Raw genomic sequence first — 19,236 nt, forward strand, 5'->3', positions numbered from 1 at the left:
CGCTCCCACAGGTTGTGCGACAAATCTCCAGCCACCGGCGGTATTAGCCGAGGGCGGTTTTCTCGAGGTGTTGCAGGATGATCGGGTACACATCGACCACCGCGTCCTTGCCGAACATGCAATCGATATGACCGTACCCCGGCACCACATGCCGGCTGTAACGCTCCGGCCCATGGACCTTGCACACGCGGTCATAAGTCTTGAGCGTGCTTTCCGGCAGGTAGCACTGGTTGTCCGCGCCGCTGATAAAGCAGATCGGCATGCTCAGCCGGTCGAAGTGCGGCATGTAGACGTCGTCACCCTTGAAGTCCACCAGATGGCCTTTGCGCACGATCAGCGCCAGGTGCTCGAAGGTGTGCATGTTCGACTCGCCAAACAATTCGTGCAGGTTGTCGTGCAGGGTTTCGTTGAGGGTGTCGTGGCGATACAACGACGCGTACATGAAGGTGATGCGATGGCACACCGGGTTGGTGCAGTAGCCTTGGGCCTCGATCCGGGCGTAGCCGTTGAGCGCCTTGTCGTAGAGCTTGTTGAACCAGTTCTCCTTGTTGTCGGCATACGCCGTGAGGGATTTGATGCCGATGGCGTCGAGCATGCCCGGCAGGTGCAAACCGGCCTTGAGCCCGGTTGCCGTGGCGACCACCGTATCCGCCGCGATCTGCGAGCAGATCACCGAGCGCACGCCCTGAAGCCCGGCCAGCAACGACATGAAGAAGGTCGTCGCGCCGTAGCAATGCACCACGCACTGCACGTCCGCCGCCTCGGTTGCCTGGCGGATCTGCGCGATGGCCGCCTTGAAGTCGTACTGGGCGATCTGGTCGCCGTTCCATTCCTTCTTGCTCGCCGGCAGCAGTATGCTCACCCGCAAATCCAGGAGCCAGACGTCGTACTCGTGCTTGCACAAGTACTCCAGCAGGTTGGTCTGGATGGTGTCGGTGGAGAAAATATTCGAGCCTACGCCCAACCCGTGCACCAGCATCACCGGCCCTTTGCTGCCGCCCTGATAACGGGTCAGGCGCAATTCGACGTTGTCTTCGGTCTGGAAGAAATGCACCACCGGCGACGGCGCATCCAGGGGTCGTCTGAGCCGTGGCGGTGCGTCGGGATTGAAGTAGATGTCGCCGGCGAACACGCCGCCATAGCTCTCCCAGAGAATCCCGGCGAAGAACTTGCCGAACCGCGCCAGGCCTTCGATGCGTTCGCGTTCGTTGCGGGCGTTGAGCACCTTCATGGTGGTCATTTGCTTGGCAAAGTCGGTCGGATGGATGTGCATCACCCCGCTGCCGATCACCTCGCCGGTCTTGTCCAGCCCGCGATACAGCGTCACGTAGAGGGTGCTGGTGTCGTGCCAGATGTTCAGCACGCCGTTGTCCTCGGGCACGGTTTTGAAGGCGCTGAAGTAAAAGTCGCTGCCGTCCTCGGCGGTCAGTTTCATGTCGTACTTCATGTGGCGTACGCCGACCTGCTGCTGATACTGCTCGAACAGGTTGAACATGCCGTTGCTGGCGGTCAGCGGCTGCGGCGACAGGCTCGGGGCGTTGACCGTACCGACCAGCGTCGCGGCATGCTCCGGCTCCTTGATCATGCGATTGAGGTCGGCGGCGGTGATGGTCAGGGTGAAATCGATGGGCGAGTTATCTGCCTCGCCGCGTTTGGCCGCCGCATCGTAGACCTTCAGGTCAGTACTTTGGGCTGCGGTGAAGGCCCGGGAAAAGTAGCCTTTCATGGTTTCGGTGAATTGCACGCCGAGCGTTGGCGGCGCCACTTGTTTGCGTGGGGCCGAAGGCAGCGTGTAGTCGATCTGCCAGCCGCGATCGGCGGCCAGCAGGCCCATGTTGCGTTCGCTCACCGCGGAAATCGTCAGCAACGGATTGACCGCCAGGGACGTCGGAATTACCGCGCCGTCGGTCACGTACAAACCGGCATACACGTCAGTCCCGCTGGCGCCGCTGAACACCTGGCCCTTGTGGTTGACCACGCCCTGCCCCGCGTCCTCGCCCATGACGCAACCGCCCAGGGGGTGTACCGAGACGATGCTGTGCTTGAGCAATTTGGTCCAGATCGGGTTCTCGACCCAAATGCCGCCCAGCGCCTTGGTGCTCAGGTGCAGCCGTTCATTGCCGATCTTGACGTTTTCCTGCTCGCCAACGCCCGGCCAATCGATGCGCAGCTGATCCTTGCTGTCCAGCACCATCCGGCCCTTGCCGTCGTCGTGGCTCATGATCAGGTACGTCTGCATGTTGTGCAGCGCGCCGTAATACGGGCCACGGAGGAAGCTTTCGGCTTCGCGTTCCTTGTACTTCAACTTGCCGGTAAAACTGTCGTCGGTGGGCTGACCGATCAGCTCGGCGAACCCGGCCATGCTCGGCACCATCGGCCGACCGAGGGCACCGGGGATCGATCCTTCTTCGATGACCATGCGGCTACGCCAGTCGCCTTCGGTGCGCATGTCGATGACCGAGGTGATGCACGGGCCGACTGGCTGCAATTCCTTCGCCGGATGCGCGCCGAAACCGATGCCATTGATCGGTTGTGCGCAATTGTGACCGAAGCCGAGGATGTCGCCGTTGCCGCTCATGTTCTCGCCGAGCTGGCCGGACATCGACAGGCCTTTGTCCCGGGAGCGCAGGAGGATTTCGGTGGAACCGAGGGTGCCGGCAGACACCACGACGATGTCGGCTTTGACGAACAGCGTCGGCGCCGAGAACTTCTCGCGGCCACTGTCCAGATACTGGAAGTGCACGATCCAGCCATCGCCGTCGCGTTCCAGATGCCGCACTTGCGCCTGGCAGAAAATCTCCGCGCCGTGGTTCCAGGCGTCCGGCAGATAATTCATCAGCGTGGTGTTCTTGGCCTTGTTGTTACAGCCCGAGACGCAGTCGCCGCAATGGTTGCAAGGCAGTTGCTCAACACCGACATGGTTGAGGTTGTTCGGCAGTTTGTCGAAGGTCACGTTGATCGGCGGCCGGTAAAAATGCGCGCCTTGCTTGAGGTAGTCCGCCGACTTCTTGTTGGCTTCGAGTTTCGGCAACACCGGTGAAGTGCTGGGATACGGATTGGGCTTGAGCATTTCCCGCGCCCGGGCGTAACCGTCCTTGAGCAAGGTGTCGCGATGTTCGCGCACCGCCAATGGCCAACGCGGATCGTCGAACACACCGGGCTCCGGTTCGAGGGCGACGTTGGCGTTGATCAGCGACGTACCGCCCAGGCCGCAACCGACCACCACGTTCTGCTGGGCGTTGACGTGCAGATCGAACAACCCGGTGCGCGAACCGATGTGGCCGTCCGGGTCGTGCACCTGCAATTCCTCGGTGGCTGCCAGCATCGTGTTCGGGTATTCGCCGGGTTGTATCTCCCGCCCCCGTTCCAGCAGGCAGACCCGCTTGCCGGCGCGGGACAGGCGCGACGCCGCGATCCCGCCGCCGTAACCCGAGCCGATGACGATCACGTCGTAATGTTCCTTGATGTCGCTGATGGGCGTTGCGATCCGTGTCATGGGACTTTCCTCTATCAGGCAGATAGGGCAACTCTGCGGTTGCCTGCAATCGATGGGCGAACGAGTACCTGGCCACTGAGTGAACTCAACGGCAGCACGCGGGTGTCACTACGAAAGGTCGGGCGCTATAGGCGAGCGCGCTGATTGGCGGCGCGGCGGTGAATGCGTTTGCGCAACAAGACCGCCGGGAGGGGCACGCACGTTGCGAAGAAAATGGGGGCGGGCTGGCTATCCATCACGCGTTCTCCCTGAACCAGATGTGGATAAATGACGGCGGTCCTTGTGACCTGTGAGTGAAGACAGGCGACCGATCGAAGTCAAGCCAAGGGCTTAGAACTGTATGAAATCTGATCTATTCCATTCAAGCCTATGCGGGACGTGGCTTTCAGGGTTTGGCGAACAAGTTATCCACACCTCCACCCACAGCTAATGGGGACAAGTGTGGATAGGCGGGAATCTTTCTCCACAGAAACCGAAGAAAAACCGTGACTTATCCAGAAGGCCGGTTTTCTACAGCGATTGGTTGTTTTTTGATCTAAAGCTTGCAGGTCACGTTATACGTGGCTTGCAGCGGATGGCGAACACCTTATCCACAGAAGCGCCAACAGACTTTGGGGGCAACTTCCGCCGATCTGTGGAAAACCTCTGAAAACCGCAATATATCGGGCTCTGCGGGTGATTAGTCGCGCAAAACCGCTGATTTGATCGTTTTTTAACCATCTACCTGACAAGCCAATTTTATAAGGCCTGTAGCGGACAGCGAACATCTTATCCACAGATGCGCTAACAGAGATTGGGGGCAAGTATTGGCTAGCGGACAAACTTATCCTCTGGAAAAAGCCTGTAAAAACCGCAAGTTAGCCTGGTTGTTTTTTGTACGAAGGTTTGCAGGGCTTGTTTTGTATGGTGTGTAGCGAAGGGCGAACATGTTATCCACAGAAGCGCTAACAGGGATTGTGGGTAACCATGGGTTTTCTGTATGGGATGGAAACGCCAACCTGATTCTGGCGCAACATCGGGTTAATGTTCATGGCCGATACATCAGGTAGGCCTCCCCCGTGACCCGAATCATCGGATGGGGCGTGATCTGGCAGGTGTCGACGATGCGGAAACCATGACGCTCATAGAACCGACGCGCGCCAGTGTTGGCGGCGTAGTCGATCAGGCTCAAGCCGTTGAGCCCGAGCCGGTTGGCACGGTCGTAGGCGTAGGCAAGGAATTGCTTGCCCAGGCCCAGGTTGCGCCAGCCTTCATGCAACGCCAGGCTGGAGATGTAGAGGGTGTCGGGGATTTCCATCTTCGCGTAGGGCGCCAGGACCGGATCGGTCGTCGGCTCTGCCAGCGGATCGTGACGCATCACGTAACTGTGCAGCATGCCGATGACCCGGCCCTCCGACTCTGCGATAAGGCAGTTCTGCCAGGAGAAATCCACATCGTCGCGGGCGTAACGAATGGCGCCGACGTCCAGCAGATCCTGACCGGGCTGGGCGAGTTGGCTCCAAATGTAATCGGCAGCCCCCTCCGATGTGATTTGAAACAGACGCGCAATCTCACGCGCATCGGCGCGCACTGCCGAACGAAATTCTACTGCCATTGTTTCCCCATAAATGTCGGTGACACGGACACCCTGTGGGAGTGAGCCTGCTCGCGAAAGCGGTTGATCAGTCGCAAGGATGTTGAATGACCCACCGCTTTCGCGAGCAGGCTCGCTCCCACATGGGTTCTGTGCTGATTTTCGGTTAGCGGACGACGCCTTCTTCGATCAGCAACTTGAGAATCGCCTCAGCCCCGGCCTGCGCGGTCACGCCTTTGAGCACTTGCCCACCGCCGCCACTGGCCTTGGCCGTCGCAGCTTTCATCCGGTCCGCGCCGCTCTTGGCCTTGATCACCTTCAGACGTTTTGGGCGTGGCTTGGCCGGTTGCAGCGTGGCGACGGCCAACAATTCATCGTCGATCACTTCGACTTCATCGGCCTGCAACACCCCGCGTCGGGCCGGGCCGTAGGCGCTCTGCCGAGGTTTCGGTGCAGCGTTATCCACAGTTGCGAGAAACGGCAGCCGCACTTTCAATCGACGGCGTTGACCGCGAGGCAAGGCTTGCAGCACCAGCGCTGAATTACCGTCGATGGACTCCACTTGAGCCAGCCCCACCACCAGCGGCCAGCCGAGGCTTTCCGCCAGCAGGAACGGGAGCATGCCCGAGCCTTCGCCGGTTTCCGCCTGGCTGCCGGTCAGCACCACTTGCGCCCCGGCGACGCGCAGGTACGCAGTCAATGCCGGCAGTGCATCGGCGCCTTGCGGTTGTTCGAGCACATGCAGTTGTTCCAGGCCCATGCCCAGATAAGCGCGCAGCGCCGGCTCTGCGACATCGCCGGCATGCAGCACGTGCAAGTTATCCCCAGCCAGTTGCAGACCCAGTTCCACCGCCCGCGCATCCTGCTCCGCGCGACGTGGCCGGCCGGAGGTCGGGTGGGCGCCGATGGACACCAGGCTGATGATTTTCGTGCTCATAACCCTTTCCTTTCCTTAAGCCGCATCGCGCTTGGCTTCGTTGCGGTAAGCCTCTACCGCCGCGATCAAGGCTTGAAGAATTTCGGCGCTCTCACCGATCACCGACAGGTCGGCTCGTTTGATCATGTCGCAGCCAGGGTCGAGGTTGATCGCCACCACCTTGTCGCAGGCACCAATGCCTTGCAGGTGCTGGATCGCCCCGGAAATCCCCACCGCCACGTAAACCCGCGCGGTGACCCAGGTACCGGACGCGCCGACTTGGCGATCGCGCGCCATGAAGCCATCGTCCACCGCCACCCGCGACGCGCCTTCGGTGGCGCCAAGGGCTTCAGCGGTCCTGTGGAAAAGTCCCCAGTCCTTGACTCCGTTGCCGCCGGAGAAGATGAATTCGGCTTCGGCCATCGGAATCGCCGCCGGATCCACCGCCACCGCGCCCAAATCTTCAATGCGCGACAAGCTGCGTGCGACGGCTGTGGATAACTCCACGGGCAACGCTTCGTGACGGGTTTCGCTGACCGGTTCTGCGCACTCGGCAGCGGCCAGAATCAAGCGTGCGACCGGACGCGCAAGGTCCTGCAAACCGGCACCGGCGCGGCCGATGCATTCCTGATCCTTGACCTGCCAGACCCGCGTGGCCGGGCGTTCGCCCAGTGCGGCGGCAAAGCGCCGACCGAGTTCACCGCCACCGCTGCGGCTGTCCGGCAGCAGCCAGTGACGCGGACTGAACTGGTTATCCACAGCCCGCAGGCCCTGGACCCGTTGCTCCGGTGCATAACCGCTGAATTCATCGCCATCCAATACCAGCAAGCGATCGACGCCTGCGGTAGTGAAGGCGTTTTCTTTGTGTTCGCCGAAAACCACGGCCAACACCGCGCCTTCCTTGCCGGCCAGTTGATGAGCCAGACCGAGCAAGTCGCGGTCGTGGCTGCTCAAGCGGCCGCCGACCATGTCCGGCACCACACTGATGTAAAACGCAGGTGCAGGCACTTGATGCAGTGGCAATTGCACTTCCACGGCCGCCGAGCGTTTGGTCGCGCCGCCCTGCTGAGCGCCGCTGCGGTCAATGCGCTTGATGCCGTTGGGACCGATAAAACCGATGCCGTGCAGGTTCTTGCGGATGACGCCGTTAGGGCCCATCCAGCTGTGTTGCGCCGGTTGTATGGCCGCGTGCAGCGGGTGCAGGCGGTTACGGGCAATCCATTCGGCGCGGGGGTCGCGGCGGATAATGTCGCTCATCAGTGGGCCTCCGCAGGTTCACGTTGGGCCGGTTTGGTCGGCTTGCTCGGCGCCGCGTCTTCGAGCAACGCGTCCGCCACCAATTCGGCGATGTCCTTGATCAGAGGACGCGGTTCGACCACGCCTTCGAGCATCGCGGTGCATTGAGGGCAACCCACGGCCACCAGTTCGGCGCCGGTTTCGCGGATGTCGTCCATGCGCATGTCAGGGATCCGTTGCTTGCCCGGAATGTCGGTGATCGGCGCCCCGCCACCGCCGCCGCAGCAGCGCGAGCGGAAACCGGAGCGTTGCATCTCTTTGACTTCAATGCCGAGGGCGCGCAGCACTTCACGCGGCGCCTCGTATTCGCCGTTGTAGCGGCCGAGGTAACACGGGTCGTGATACGTCACGCTGCTGCCTTTGTGCTGGCCAAGGTTCAGGGCGCCTTCGCCAATGATCTCCGCCATGTAAGTGCTGTGGTGCTGTACGAGGTAGTTGCCGTCGAAGGCGCCGTACTCGTTTTTCAGCACGTGGAAACTGTGCGGGTCGCAGGTGACGATGCGGTTGAAGCTGTACTTGGCCAGGGTCTGGATGTTGCGTTTGGCCAACAACTGGAAGGTTGCTTCGTCGCCCAGGCGTCGGGCCACGTCACCGCTGTCGCGCTCTTCGAGCCCCAGCACTGCGAAGTCGACCTTGGCCGCTTTCAGCACTTTGACGAAGGCGCGCAGGGTGCGCTGGTTGCGCATGTCGAAGGCGCCGTCGCCAACCCAGAACAGCACGTCGACGGATTTCTTCTCGCTCATCAGGTTGAGGTTCAAATCCGCCGCCCAGTTCATTCGCCCGCCCGGCGCGAAACCGCCCGGGTTATCGGTGGCGATCAGGTTTTCCAGGACTTCGGCGCCCTTGTTCGGAGTGGCGCCTTTTTCCAGGGTCAGATGGCGGCGCATGTCGACGATGGCGTCGACGTGCTCGATCATCATCGGGCATTCCTCGACACAAGCCCGGCACGTGGTGCAGGACCACAGGGTCTCGGCGTCCACCAAACCGTTGATGATCGGTTGATGCGGGTTGCCGGCGTGCTCGCCGATGGCCTTGCCCGGATACGGGCTGCCAGCGAACTTGGCGTCGGTGCCACCGGCCAGGCCGACGACCATGTCCTGAATCAGTTTTTTCGGGTTCAGCGGCTGGCCAGCGGCGAATGCGGGGCACGCGGCTTCGCATTTACCGCACTGCACGCAGGCGTCGAAGCCGAGCAGTTGGTTCCAGGTGAAATCCTTGGGTTTTTCCACGCCCAACGGTGCGCTCGGGTCGTTCAGGTCGAGCGGTTTCAAACCGGTGGAACGGCCGCCGCCAAAGCGTTCGGCGCGACGGTGCCAAGCCAGGTGCAGGGCCCCGGCAAAGGCGTGCTTCATCGGCCCGCCCCAGGTCATGCCGAAGAACAGTTCACTCACACCCCACAAAACACCGAGGCCGAGGATCGCCGCCACCACCCAACCGCCGAAGTTTTCCGGGAGGATGCCGGCCACCGGCAGGGTCAACAGGAAGAAGCTCGCCGAGAACGCCAACAGGCTTTTCGGCAGGCGCATCCACGGCCCTTTGGACAGGCGCGCCGGTGGGTTGCGACGACGCAGGTACACGAAGATCGCACCGACGAACATCACCACCGTCATCAACAGCAGCGCGTAGCCGAGAATGCGGTTATGCAGGCCGAAACCGTGCACCAGAATCGCCAGCACGATGGACGCCACCGCACCACCGGCCGTGGCCACGTGGGTGTTGGCGATGTATTTGTCCCGCGCCACGACGTGGTGCAAATCGACCATGTAGCGCTTGGGCATGGCGAACAGGCCGCCGATCAGGTCGACCTTGGAGGCACGGCCCCGGCGCCACATAGCCACCCGCCGCAACGCGCCGAGGACGGCAAGGCCCAGGGCAGCGAACAACAGGATTGGAAGAAGGGTGTTCAACATCAGAGTCACCTCTGGCGAGGTGCAAGCTACAAGCTACAAGCTGCAAGAAAAAGCGGCGGTGAGGATGAGCTTTTACTTGTAGCTTGCAGCTTAAGGCTTGCAGCTAAGCCGTCAAAAATCCTTACAGAGCCGGAGTGCGTCATAAATGGCGGCGTGTGTATTGCGCTGCGCCACGCAGTCGCCGATGCGGAACAGCAAGTAGCCGTCGCCCGCCTGGCTCAGCGAAGGTTGCGGCTTGATCGCGAACAGGGCTTCGATGTCCATCTGGCCTTTGTTGCGCGAGCCTTCCTTCATGGCGTAGTAGATCTCTTCGTCCGGACGCACGCCGTTTTCAACGACGACCTGGTCCACCACCCGCTCCTCTTTGGCGCCGGTGTATTCGTTTTCCAGCACCGCCACTAGCTTGTCGCCCTCGCGGTAGACCTTCTCCAGCATCATGTCGCCGGTCATGATCACTTCTTTGGGGTACATGCTGCGGTAGTACGTCGGGAACGACGTACCGCCAATCGCCACGCCCGGCTTGATGTCGTCAGTAACGATCTCGACCTGGCTGCCTTTGTCAGCGAGGAAGTCGGCGGTCGACATGCCGGTGAATTCGCAAATGGTGTCGTAGACCAACACGTTCTTGCCCGGCGCGACCTTGCCGTCGAGGATGTCCCAGCTGCTGACCACCATGCCTTCAGCCGCGCCCCAGTGTTCGTTTTGTTCCAGGAACGGATGACCGCCAACGGCGAGCACCACCACGTCCGGACGCAGGTCGAGAATGGTTGCCGCATCGGCCGCTACGCCCAGGCGCAGGTCGACTTTCAGACGCGCCAATTCCAGCTGGAACCAGCGAGTGATACCGGCGATCTGGTCCCGTTGCGGGGCTTTCGAAGCGGTAGTGATCTGCCCGCCAATGAATTCTTTCTTCTCGAACAGGGTCACGTCGTGGCCACGTTCGGCCGACACACGCGCCGCTTCCATCCCGGCAGGACCGGCACCGACCACCACAACCTTGCGCTTCACACCGGTCGATTTCTCGATGATGTGCGGCACGCCCATGTATTCACGGGAAGTCGCGGCGTTCTGGATGCACAACACGTCCAGGCCCTGATACTGACGGTCGATGCAGTAGTTGGCGCCGACGCATTGCTTGATCTGGTCAACCTGACCCATTTTGATCTTGGCGATCAGGTGCGGGTCGGCGATGTGGGCGCGGGTCATGCCGACCATGTCCACGTAGCCGCCTTCCAGAATACGGGTCGCCTGGTTCGGGTCCTTGATGTTCTGCGCGTGCAGGACCGGGGCCTTGACCACTTCCTTGATACCGGCCGCCAGATGCAGGAACGGCTCCGGTGGATAACTCATGTTGGGGATAACGTTGGCCAGGGTGTTGTGGGTGTCGCAACCCGAACCCACCACGCCAATGAAGTCGATCATGCCGGTGTCGTCGTAGTACTTGGCGATCTGCTTCATGTCTTCGTGGGACAAGCCGTCCGGGTGGAACTCATCACCGCATAGACGGATGCCGACGCAGAAATCCGGGCCGACTTCAGCCCGCACAGCCTTGATCACTTCCAGGCCGAAACGCATGCGGTTCTCGAAGCTGCCGCCCCATTCGTCGGTACGCTTGTTGACCCGCGGGCTCCAGAACTGGTCGATCATGTGCTGGTGCACGGCGGACAGCTCGACGCCATCCAGGCCACCGGCCTTGGCCCGTGCCGCAGCGCTGGCGTAGTTGCCGATCACCCGCCAGATTTCTTCCGGCTCGATGGTTTTGCAAGTCGCACGGTGCACCGGCTCGCGGATGCCCGACGGCGACAGCAGAGTTGGCCAATGCTCGCCATCCCAGCGGGAACGACGGCCCATGTGGGTAATCTGGATCATGATCTTGGCGCCATGCTTGTGCATGGCATCGGCCAGGTTCTGGAAGTGCGGAATGATCCGGTCGTCGGCCAGGTTGACCGACTTCCACCAGCCTTGCGGGCTGTCGATGGCCACGCTGGAGGAACCGCCGCAAATCGCCAGGCCGATCCCGCCCTTGGCTTTCTCTTCGTAATACTTGACGTACCGGTCGGTGGTCATGCCGCCGTCGGTCGCGTAGACCTCGGCGTGCGCGGTACTGAGCACGCGGTTGCGGATGGTCAGTTTGCCGATCTGGATCGGCTGGAACATTGCTTCGAAAGCCATGGCGGGTTCCTCGACTTACAACGGCTTGACGGTGAACAAACCGTCGTCGTGGCCTTCTTCGGAGCCACCGTAAACCTGTTCGGCGACAGTGCGGATCTTGCTGCCACGGGCTTGCAGAATCTGGTCCATGGCCCCGGCAAACCAACCGGTGAACATGTAGTCGACCTTGCGCCCGACCTTGCCGTACACGTAGACGAACGCCGAGTGTTCGAGCTTGACGCTGGCGGTGCCCTTGTCGAGGTCGATGTCCTGGATCTTGAACAGGCCCCAGCCGCGCTGCGACAGGCGCTTCATGTAGTGCTCGAACACCGCGACGCCTTCCAGGCCGTGGCATTCGGCTTCTTTTTCACACCAGTGCCAGGCGGATTTGTAGCCGGCCTTGTAGAGGATTTCGGCGTAGGCGTCGGCGCCCAGTACTTCCTCGATGCCCATGTGGTTATTCACGAAGAAGTGACGCGGCACATACAGCATTGGCAGGGCGTCGGAGGTCCAGACACCGGTTTCGCTGTCGACTTCGATTGGCAATTGCGGGGCGATCTTGGCCATGGAAACTTAACTCCAGAAAATTTTGGGTGTTGCCCCCGGCGCGGACGGCCGGGGGAAAGAGTTCTTCAGATGCGGCGGCTTATTCGCCCCAAACGTCTTTCAAGACGTTGACCCAGTTCTCGCCCATGATCTTGCGCACCACACGCTCGGAGTGGCCGCGCTTGAGCAGGGTTTCGGTCAGGTTCGGGAACTCGCCGACGGTGCGGATGCCCAGCGGGTTGATGATCTTGCCGAAGCTGGTCAGGCGGCGGGCGTAGCCCTTGTCATGGGTCAGGTACTCGAAGAAGTCCTGGCCATGGCCCTGGGTGAAGTCGGTGCCGATACCGATGGCGTCTTCACCAACGATGTTCATGGTGTATTCGATGGCCTCGGCGTAGTCGTCGATGGTCGAATCGATGCCCTTGGCCAGGAACGGCGCGAACATGGTCACGCCGACAAAACCGCCGTGATCGGCGATGAACTTCAGTTCTTCATCGGACTTGTTGCGCGGATGGACTTTCAGGCCCGACGGCAGGCAGTGGGAGTAGCACACCGGTTTCTTCGATTCGAGAATGACTTCTTCAGACGTCTTGGAGCCGACGTGGGACAGGTCGCACATGACCCCGACGCGGTTCATCTCGGCAACGATTTCACGACCGAATCCCGACAGGCCGCCATCGCGCTCGTAGCAGCCAGTCCCTACCAGGTTCTGGGTGTTGTAGCACATCTGCACGATACCGACGCCGAGCTGCTTGAAGACCTCGACGTAGCCGATCTGGTCTTCAAACGCGTGAGCATTCTGGAAGCCGAACAGGATGCCGGTCTTGCCCTGCTCCTTCGCTTTACGGATGTCGGCGGTAGTGCGAACCGGAATCACCAGGTCGCTGTTCTCGCGGATCAGCTTCTGGCTGGCGGCGATGTTGTTGACGGTGGCCTGGAAGCCCTCCCACACCGACACGGTGCAGTTGGCCGCGGTCAGACCGCCCTTGCGCATGTCTTCGAACAGCTCACGGTTCCACTTGGCAATAATCAGCCCGTCGATAACGATGCTGTCGGCGTGCAATTCGGCTGGGCTCATCAGGCTGTCCCCTATTAGCGATTCATGCGCCGAATCGTGTGCCGGCGCTTTGGGGCCAGCATATGCCTGAGGACCGGGGCAGCCGGGTGCAAAAACGACAGGGGGTTTGCCGAAAGCGTCAATCCGCGACAAAGGGTCGTTGATCGACGCAATCGCCCACCTGTTCAAGGGCCGCTGCTTGGGCCAGAATCCGCTGCATTACTGAATAGGCACTGAAAAATAGGGGCTGCGTCGCAATGAGAACGATCTTCCTGGCTTTGGCACTGATAGCGACCGGCGTACACGCAGCTGAAGAGGCCGACGACAACCCCTGCGACAAGGTCGAAAACGACGTCCAGACCCTGGAATGCTCCGCCTTCAGCAGAACCACCGCCGAAGACCTGCTCAAGGACAACTACCAAAGCCTGACCGAGCGCATGCAAACGGCCTACGGCAAGAACCCGGCGCAACTGAGCGACATCACCGCCAAGCTCAAGGCCGCGCAGCAGCAGTGGCTGAAAACCCGGGATGCGGATTGCGCGGTGGAAGCGTTTCCGGCGACCAGTGGCAGCAAGGCGTTCACCATTGCGCAGAATGATTGCGTGGCGCGGATGAGTGATGAGCGGTCGGAGTTTTTGGAGTCGATTGGGCAGGAGTGAAAACATAAATATGGAGAATGATTTGATCCCTCACGAAGTAGTCAGCCTTATCGTTGATGGCGCGTTACCGGTCAGGGCCTGGCGCGAGCACCTGAACCTTACACAGGATGAGGTGGCCAAACGCATGGGCATTTCTCAACCTGCTTTTGCCCAGCAAGAGACTGTAGCGAAGCCTCGCAAGGCCACCCGCGAGAAAATTGCCGCGGCGTTTGGCATCACGGCTAATCAACTTGAGCTGTAGGCTGCACACAACCATTTGTGAAAGGGATCGAAATGAAAATCTGCGGCATCGAAATCAAAGGCAGCGAAGCGATCATTGCCGTCGCGTCCCTGGACGGTCAGACGCTGAGTCACGTAGCCCTGCCCACCAAGAAAATTGCCCTCGACGATGACGACGAAGCCGCGAACGTCAAAGTCTTCGCCGCTCAGGTGGCGTCGTTTGTACGCGAGAACTCCATCGACCGGATCGCGATCAAGAAGCGCAGCAAGAAAGGCGAGTTCGCCGGTGGACCGACCACGTTCAAGATCGAGGGTGTGTTTCAGCTGCTGGAAAATTGCGAGGTGACGCTGCTGTCGCCGCAAACGATCAATGCGCAGAGCAAGAAGCACAACGTGGAACTGCCGGCGACGCTGAACAAGTATCAGCATGAAGCCTACAAAGCAGCCTGCTCGGCCTTAATGAAGAAATAAGATCCACAACAAATCATAACTGTGGGAGCGAGCCTGCTCGCGAAAGCGGTGGGTCAGTCGACATCAATGGCGGCTGACAGATTGCATTCGCGAGCAGCCTCGCTCCCACAGGGTTTTTTGGTGTTGTTGGAATCTGTGCTCAGACCAGCTCTCGCCCATCCCCAAGCCGTCGGCGATCCTCGCGCGGGCACCGCGCAAACTTCGCCCGATAGCTGCGGGTGAAATACGACGGCGATTCAAAACCGCACGCAATGCTCACCTCCAGCACACTCATGTCCGTCTGTCGCAGCAACTGCCGGGCCTTCTCCAGCCGCAAGCGCAGGTAGAAATTGCTCGGCGTGTCGTTCAGGTGCAACCGAAACAGGCGCTCCAACTGGCGCCGCGTCACCTTGATCGATTCGGCTAACTCAAGCGTACTCAGCGGTGGTTCGCTGTGCTGCTCCATCTCCCCAATCACATGCACCAGCTTCTTGTTGCTGATGCCATAGCGCGTGGCGACTTCCATGCGCTGGTGGTCTTTGCGCGGGCGGATGCGCCCGAGCACGAATTGTTCGCTGACCTGAATCGCCAGTTCCGGGCCGTGGGCCTGGGCGATCAGGTCGAGCATCAGGTCGATGGAGGCTGTACCGCCGGCTGAGGTGATACGGCGGCGATCGATCTCGAACAGCTCCTGGGTGACGCTGAGCTGTGGATAAGACTCCTTGAACGCGTCGATGGCTTCCCAGTGCAGGGTCAGGCGATGGCCGTCGAGCAGGCCGGCTTCGGCGAGGACGAAACTGCCGGTGTCGATGGCGCCGAGGGTCACGCCCTCGTTGTCCAGACGGCGCAGCCAGTGCTCCAGCGCGGGCGTGGCGAATTTCAGCGGTTCGAAGCCGGCGACCACCAACAGGGTTGCACCTTTCTTCAGCGGTTCCAGCGCCGCGTCGGCGTTGACCGACATGCCATTGCTGGCCAATACCGCCCCGCCGTCAGCGCTCAGCACGTGCCAGCGATACAACTCGCCGCGAAAGCGATTGGCGACCCGCAGCGGCTCGATGGCCGAGATAAAACCGATGGCCGAGAAACCCGGCATCAACATGAAGTAGAAGTCCTGGGACATGGAGCGCACTCGACTGGCAGGTAACGAGAGGGCGGGTAGCGTGTGGACGTTGATACGCCACTTGCAACAGGCTTTCAAGAGCGCAGGTCGCTGCAGTGCAAGAGCTGGTCGCCGCAGTGCGCTTTCACGGGGCCTTAGCTGCGTAACTTGGCATCACCGGCGCACAAAGATGCCGGAACCCACAATAACGTCTGCCGAGGAACCCCGACATGAAACGACTGATCAGCAGCTGTGTTCTTGCACTCAGCGGTACCGCCTTCTTGAGCGCCAGTGTCATGGCGGCCGAACCTGCTTCATGCCAGAACGTGCGCATGGGCGTCGTGAACTGGACCGACGTGATCGCCACCAGTGCCATGACCCAGGTCCTGCTCGATGGCCTCGGCTACAACACCAAACAAACCAGCGCTTCCCAGCAAATCATCTTCGCCGGGATCCGCGACCAGCGCCTGGACCTGTTCCTGGGTTACTGGAACCCGCTGATGACCCAGACCATCACGCCGTTCGTCGACGCCAATCAGGTCAAGGTGCTTGAAGCGCCTAGCCTGAAAGACGCCCGCGCCACCCTCGCCGTTCCGACTTACCTCGCCGACAAGGGTCTGAAAACCTTCGCCGACATCGCCAAGTTCGAAAAAGAACTGGGCGGCAAGATCTACGGCATCGAGCCTGGCTCGGGCGCTAACACCCAGATCAAGGCAATGATCGCCAAGAACCAGTTTGGCCTCGGCAAATTCCAGCTCGTCGAGTCCAGCGAAGCCGGCATGCTCGCGGCGGTGGATCGCGCCGTGCGCCGCAAAGAAGCCGTGGTGTTCTTCGGCTGGGCGCCGCACCCGATGAACGTCAACGTGCAGATGACTTACCTCACCGGCAGCGAAGACGCTCTCGGCCCGAACGAAGGCATGGCCACGGTCTGGACCGTCACTTCGCCGAACTATGCGCAGCAGTGCCCGAACATCGGCAAATTGCTGAGCAACCTGACCTACACCGCCGAAGACGAGAGCCGGATGATGCAGCCGCTGCTGGATCACAAAGACGCCTTCGAATCGGCCAAACAATGGCTGAAAGATCACCCGCAAGACAAGCAACGCTGGCTCGAAGGCGTCACCACCTTCGATGGCAAACCGGCCGCTGACAATTTGAAACTGACCAGCAAATAAACCCCGATTGAACCACCGGATCGCAGCCCTGCGGGGCTGCGAACGGAATCATCACGCCTGCAAGGAACCCGCCTCATGAACCACGACGTCATCATCACCTGCGCACTCACCGGTGCTGGCGACACGACCAGCAAGAGCCCACACGTGCCGGTCACCCCGAAACAAATCGCCGCTGCCGCCGTGGAAGCCGCCAAGGCCGGTGCCACGGTCGTTCACTGCCACGTGCGCAACCCCGAAACCGGCAAATTCAGCCGTGACGTGGCCTTGTACCGCGAAGTGATGGAGCGCATCCGCGAGGCGGACGTCGACATCATCGTCAACCTCACCGCCGGCATGGGCGGCGACCTGGAAATCGGCGCGGGCGAGAACCCGATGGAGTTCGGTCCGAACACCGACCTGGTGGGCCCGTTGACCCGTCTGGCCCACGTTGAAGCACTGTTGCCGGAAATCTGCACCCTCGACTGCGGCACCCTGAACTTCGGCGACGGTGACACCATTTACGTGTCCACCCCGGCGCAACTGCGCGCAGGCGCCAAACGCATTCAAGAGCTGGGCGTGAAGGCCGAGCTGGAAATTTTCGACACCGGTCACCTGTGGTTCGCCAAGCAGTTGATCAAGGAAGGCCTGCTCGACGATCCGCTGTTCCAGCTGTGCCTGGGCATTCCGTGGGGCGCGCCGGCCGACACCACCACTATGAAAGCCATGGTCGACAACCTGCCCGCGAACGCGGTGTGGGCTGGCTTCGGCATCGGTCGCATGCAAATGCCGATGGCGGCGCAAGCGGTGCTGCTCGGCGGCAACGTGCGGGTTGGCCTGGAAGACAACATCTGGCTGGACAAGGGTGTGCTGGCGACCAACGGCCAGCTGGTCGAACGCGCCTCGGAAATCCTCAGCCGCCTCGGTGCCCGCGTCCTGACTCCGGCGGAAGGCCGGGCAAAAATGGGCCTGACCAAGCGCGGCTAATCCTCCACGCACATAACCTGTAGGAGCGAGGCTTGCCCGCGAAGGCGGCATTCCTGCCGGAAGAGATCCGTCGGATGTACCGGCCTCTTCGCGGGCAAGCCTCTCTCCTACAGAGATCACCGAATTCTTTTAGGACGACGCCATGAGCTTTATCACCGAAATCAAAACCTTCGCAGCCCTGGGCAGCGGTGTCATCGGCAGCGGTTGGGTATCCCGCGCCCTCGCCCACGGCCTCGACGTTGTCGCCTGGGACCCGGCGCCTGGCGCTGAAGCCGCGTTGCGCAAACGCGTCGCCAATGCCTGGGGTGCGCTGGAGAAACAAGGCTTGGCACCGGGTGCTTCACCGGATCGGCTGCGCTTTGTCGCAACCATTGAGGAATGCGTTCGCGACGCCGACTTCATTCAGGAAAGCGCCCCTGAGCGCCTCGATCTGAAACTGGAACTGCACAGTAAAATCAGCGCGGCGGCCAAGCCCAATGCCTTGATCGGTTCCAGTACTTCCGGTCTGTTGCCGAGCGAGTTCTACGAGAGTTCGACGCACCCGGAACGCTGCGTGGTCGGACACCCCTTCAACCCGGTTTACCTGCTGCCGCTGGTGGAAGTGGTCGGCGGCAAAAACACCGCACCGGAAGCCGTTCAAGCGGCGATGAAAGTCTACGAATCCTTGGGCATGCGTCCGCTGCACGTGCGCAAGGAAGTGCCCGGGTTCATCGCCGACCGTTTGCTCGAAGCGCTGTGGCGGGAGGCGCTGCACCTGGTCAACGACGGTGTGGCGACCACCGGAGAAATCGATGATGCGATTCGCTTTGGCGCGGGTCTGCGCTGGTCATTCATGGGCACGTTCTTGACGTACACCCTGGCGGGTGGCGATGCGGGTATGAGGCACTTCATGGCGCAATTCGGACCGGCGTTGCAGTTACCGTGGACGTATCTGCCGGCACCGGAGCTGACCGACAAGTTGATTGATGATGTGGTGGATGGCACCAGCGATCAGTTAGGCACGCACAGCATTTCCGCGCTGGAGCGCTATCGTGATGATTGCTTGCTGGCGGTGCTGGAAGCGGTGAAGACCACCAAAGAGAAGCATGGGATGGCGTTCGCTGACTAAACAACCCACCCCCTGTAGGAGCGAGACTTGCCCGCGAAGGCAATTTCCCTGCCGCAAGAGATCCGTCGAATGTACCGGCCTCTTCGCGGGCAAGCCTCGCTCCTACAGGCCTCAACCATTTCGGATGTGACGACATGCCCACCCTCACCACCTACCAAACCAAAATCATCCCCGACTGGGTCGATTACAACGGCCACCTGCGCGATGCCTTCTACCTGCTGATTTTCAGCTACGCCACCGACGCCCTGATGGATCGCCTGGGCATGGACAGCAACAACCGCGAAGCCAGCGGCAATTCGCTGTTCACCCTCGAACTGCACCTCAATTACCTGCATGAAGTGAAGCTCGACGCTGACGTCGAAGTGCGTACCCAAATCATCGGCCACGACAGCAAACGCCTGCACCTCTATCACAGCCTGCATCTGGTCGGCGACGACAAGGAACTGGCGGGCAACGAACAAATGCTGCTGCACGTGGACCTCGCCGGACCTCGCTCCGCACCGTTCAGCGAAGACACCTTGAGCAAGCTGCAAGCCATCGTCGCCGAGCAAACCGACCTGCCACCCCCCGTCTACATTGGCCGAGTGATCGCATTACCCCCTAAAAAATAACAAGGAG

Annotated in this window: 15 protein-coding genes and 1 pseudogene; 7 read left to right on the forward strand and 9 right to left on the reverse strand. The window is 60.9% G+C overall.

Features of this window, described 5'->3' with window-relative positions:
* Positions 1-43 precede the first annotated feature (43 nt).
* From HP062_RS18465 to HP062_RS18500, 8 genes are all read right to left on the reverse strand, one after another.
* Positions 44-3,496 carry a GMC family oxidoreductase N-terminal domain-containing protein gene (locus HP062_RS18465; RefSeq protein WP_172791850.1) on the reverse strand — a complete coding sequence of 1,151 codons (3,453 nt, stop codon included), beginning with the start codon at positions 3,494-3,496 and terminating at the stop codon, positions 44-46.
* A 1,027-nt stretch (positions 3,497-4,523) separates the two neighbouring features.
* Entirely contained in the window at positions 4,524-5,090 is a 567-nt protein-coding gene (locus HP062_RS18470) for a GNAT family N-acetyltransferase (protein ID WP_010467022.1), read from the reverse strand.
* Between the two features lie 145 nt (positions 5,091-5,235).
* Positions 5,236-6,006, reverse strand: coding sequence for an electron transfer flavoprotein subunit beta (locus HP062_RS18475; RefSeq protein ID WP_172791851.1), 771 nt, complete (start codon positions 6,004-6,006; stop codon positions 5,236-5,238).
* Positions 6,007-6,021: 15 nt separating this feature from the next.
* The gene (locus tag HP062_RS18480; protein ID WP_172791852.1) at positions 6,022-7,242 is read right to left on the reverse strand and encodes an electron transfer flavoprotein subunit alpha/FixB family protein; all 1,221 of its coding nucleotides are present in this window, start codon (positions 7,240-7,242) and stop codon (positions 6,022-6,024) included.
* Positions 7,242-9,191, reverse strand: a complete 1,950-nt coding sequence (gene dgcB / locus HP062_RS18485; protein ID WP_172791853.1) for a dimethylglycine demethylation protein DgcB — start codon at positions 9,189-9,191, stop codon at positions 7,242-7,244. The genes HP062_RS18480 and dgcB overlap by 1 nt, the downstream gene beginning before the upstream one ends.
* A gap of 111 nt (positions 9,192-9,302) precedes the next feature.
* Complete coding sequence (gene dgcA / locus HP062_RS18490) at positions 9,303-11,363, reverse strand: dimethylglycine demethylation protein DgcA (RefSeq protein ID WP_172791854.1); 2,061 nt, start codon at positions 11,361-11,363, stop codon at positions 9,303-9,305.
* 15 nt (positions 11,364-11,378) lie between these two features.
* Positions 11,379-11,909, reverse strand: coding sequence for a DUF5943 domain-containing protein (locus tag HP062_RS18495; RefSeq protein WP_008033249.1), 531 nt, complete (start codon positions 11,907-11,909; stop codon positions 11,379-11,381).
* A gap of 79 nt (positions 11,910-11,988) precedes the next feature.
* Positions 11,989-12,966, reverse strand: a complete 978-nt coding sequence (locus HP062_RS18500) for a dipeptidase (RefSeq protein WP_007907542.1) — start codon at positions 12,964-12,966, stop codon at positions 11,989-11,991.
* A 236-nt stretch (positions 12,967-13,202) separates the two neighbouring features.
* Here HP062_RS18500 and HP062_RS18505 point away from each other — a divergent pair, with 236 nt between their 5' ends.
* The 3 genes and pseudogenes from HP062_RS18505 (at position 13,203) to HP062_RS18515 (ending at position 14,294) form a co-directional block, all read left to right on the forward strand.
* Entirely contained in the window at positions 13,203-13,604 is a 402-nt protein-coding gene (locus tag HP062_RS18505) for a lysozyme inhibitor LprI family protein (RefSeq protein ID WP_010467005.1), read from the forward strand.
* A gap of 10 nt (positions 13,605-13,614) precedes the next feature.
* Positions 13,615-13,845 (forward strand): annotated as a pseudogene (locus HP062_RS18510) (helix-turn-helix domain-containing protein); the annotation flags it as partial.
* A gap of 32 nt (positions 13,846-13,877) precedes the next feature.
* Positions 13,878-14,294 carry a DUF3010 family protein gene (locus HP062_RS18515; protein ID WP_027926650.1) on the forward strand — a complete coding sequence of 139 codons (417 nt, stop codon included), beginning with the start codon at positions 13,878-13,880 and terminating at the stop codon, positions 14,292-14,294.
* 139 nt (positions 14,295-14,433) lie between these two features.
* Here the strand turns inward: HP062_RS18515 and HP062_RS18520 are convergent, their stop codons facing one another.
* Positions 14,434-15,393 carry a GlxA family transcriptional regulator gene (locus HP062_RS18520; RefSeq protein WP_010467001.1) on the reverse strand — a complete coding sequence of 320 codons (960 nt, stop codon included), beginning with the start codon at positions 15,391-15,393 and terminating at the stop codon, positions 14,434-14,436.
* A 209-nt stretch (positions 15,394-15,602) separates the two neighbouring features.
* On the opposite strand from HP062_RS18520, the gene HP062_RS18525 reads away from it, so the two are divergent.
* The 4 genes from HP062_RS18525 to HP062_RS18540 all read left to right on the forward strand — a co-directional run bounded on the left by HP062_RS18525 (position 15,603) and on the right by HP062_RS18540 (position 19,229).
* On the forward strand, positions 15,603-16,547 hold the full coding sequence (locus HP062_RS18525) for a choline ABC transporter substrate-binding protein (RefSeq protein ID WP_010467000.1): 945 nt from the start codon (positions 15,603-15,605) through the stop codon (positions 16,545-16,547).
* 75 nt (positions 16,548-16,622) lie between these two features.
* Positions 16,623-17,510: a 3-keto-5-aminohexanoate cleavage protein gene (locus HP062_RS18530; RefSeq protein ID WP_008151915.1), complete on the forward strand. Its 888-nt coding sequence runs from the start codon at positions 16,623-16,625 to the stop codon at positions 17,508-17,510.
* Positions 17,511-17,652: 142 nt separating this feature from the next.
* The gene (locus HP062_RS18535) at positions 17,653-18,618 is read left to right on the forward strand and encodes an L-carnitine dehydrogenase (RefSeq protein WP_172791855.1); all 966 of its coding nucleotides are present in this window, start codon (positions 17,653-17,655) and stop codon (positions 18,616-18,618) included.
* Between the two features lie 134 nt (positions 18,619-18,752).
* Positions 18,753-19,229: a thioesterase family protein gene (locus tag HP062_RS18540; protein ID WP_172791856.1), complete on the forward strand. Its 477-nt coding sequence runs from the start codon at positions 18,753-18,755 to the stop codon at positions 19,227-19,229.
* Positions 19,230-19,236: the final 7 nt, after the last annotated feature.

The organism is Pseudomonas sp. B14-6 (assembly GCF_013260315.1).
In the GTDB taxonomy this organism is placed as follows: Bacteria; Pseudomonadota; Gammaproteobacteria; order Pseudomonadales; family Pseudomonadaceae; genus Aquipseudomonas; species Aquipseudomonas mandelii.

Bases quoted from the DNA above. Each gene is read 5' to 3' on its own strand.
- HP062_RS18525 (WP_010467000.1), top strand. From the start codon at position 15,603: ATGAAACGACTGATCAGCAGCTGTGTTCTTGCACTCAGCGGTACCGCC.
- HP062_RS18475 (WP_172791851.1), bottom strand. From the start codon at position 6,006: ATGAGCACGAAAATCATCAGCCTGGTGTCCATCGGCGCCCACCCGACC.
- HP062_RS18500 (WP_007907542.1), bottom strand. From the start codon at position 12,966: ATGAGCCCAGCCGAATTGCACGCCGACAGCATCGTTATCGACGGGCTG.
- HP062_RS18505 (WP_010467005.1), top strand. From the start codon at position 13,203: ATGAGAACGATCTTCCTGGCTTTGGCACTGATAGCGACCGGCGTACAC.
- HP062_RS18480 (WP_172791852.1), bottom strand. From the start codon at position 7,242: ATGAGCGACATTATCCGCCGCGACCCCCGCGCCGAATGGATTGCCCGT.
- HP062_RS18520 (WP_010467001.1), bottom strand. From the start codon at position 15,393: ATGTCCCAGGACTTCTACTTCATGTTGATGCCGGGTTTCTCGGCCATC.
- HP062_RS18540 (WP_172791856.1), top strand. From the start codon at position 18,753: ATGCCCACCCTCACCACCTACCAAACCAAAATCATCCCCGACTGGGTC.
- HP062_RS18515 (WP_027926650.1), top strand. From the start codon at position 13,878: ATGAAAATCTGCGGCATCGAAATCAAAGGCAGCGAAGCGATCATTGCC.
- HP062_RS18530 (WP_008151915.1), top strand. From the start codon at position 16,623: ATGAACCACGACGTCATCATCACCTGCGCACTCACCGGTGCTGGCGAC.
- HP062_RS18495 (WP_008033249.1), bottom strand. From the start codon at position 11,909: ATGGCCAAGATCGCCCCGCAATTGCCAATCGAAGTCGACAGCGAAACC.
- HP062_RS18465 (WP_172791850.1), bottom strand. From the start codon at position 3,496: ATGACACGGATCGCAACGCCCATCAGCGACATCAAGGAACATTACGAC.
- dgcB (WP_172791853.1), bottom strand. From the start codon at position 9,191: ATGTTGAACACCCTTCTTCCAATCCTGTTGTTCGCTGCCCTGGGCCTT.
- HP062_RS18535 (WP_172791855.1), top strand. From the start codon at position 17,653: ATGAGCTTTATCACCGAAATCAAAACCTTCGCAGCCCTGGGCAGCGGT.
- HP062_RS18470 (WP_010467022.1), bottom strand. From the start codon at position 5,090: ATGGCAGTAGAATTTCGTTCGGCAGTGCGCGCCGATGCGCGTGAGATT.
- dgcA (WP_172791854.1), bottom strand. From the start codon at position 11,363: ATGGCTTTCGAAGCAATGTTCCAGCCGATCCAGATCGGCAAACTGACC.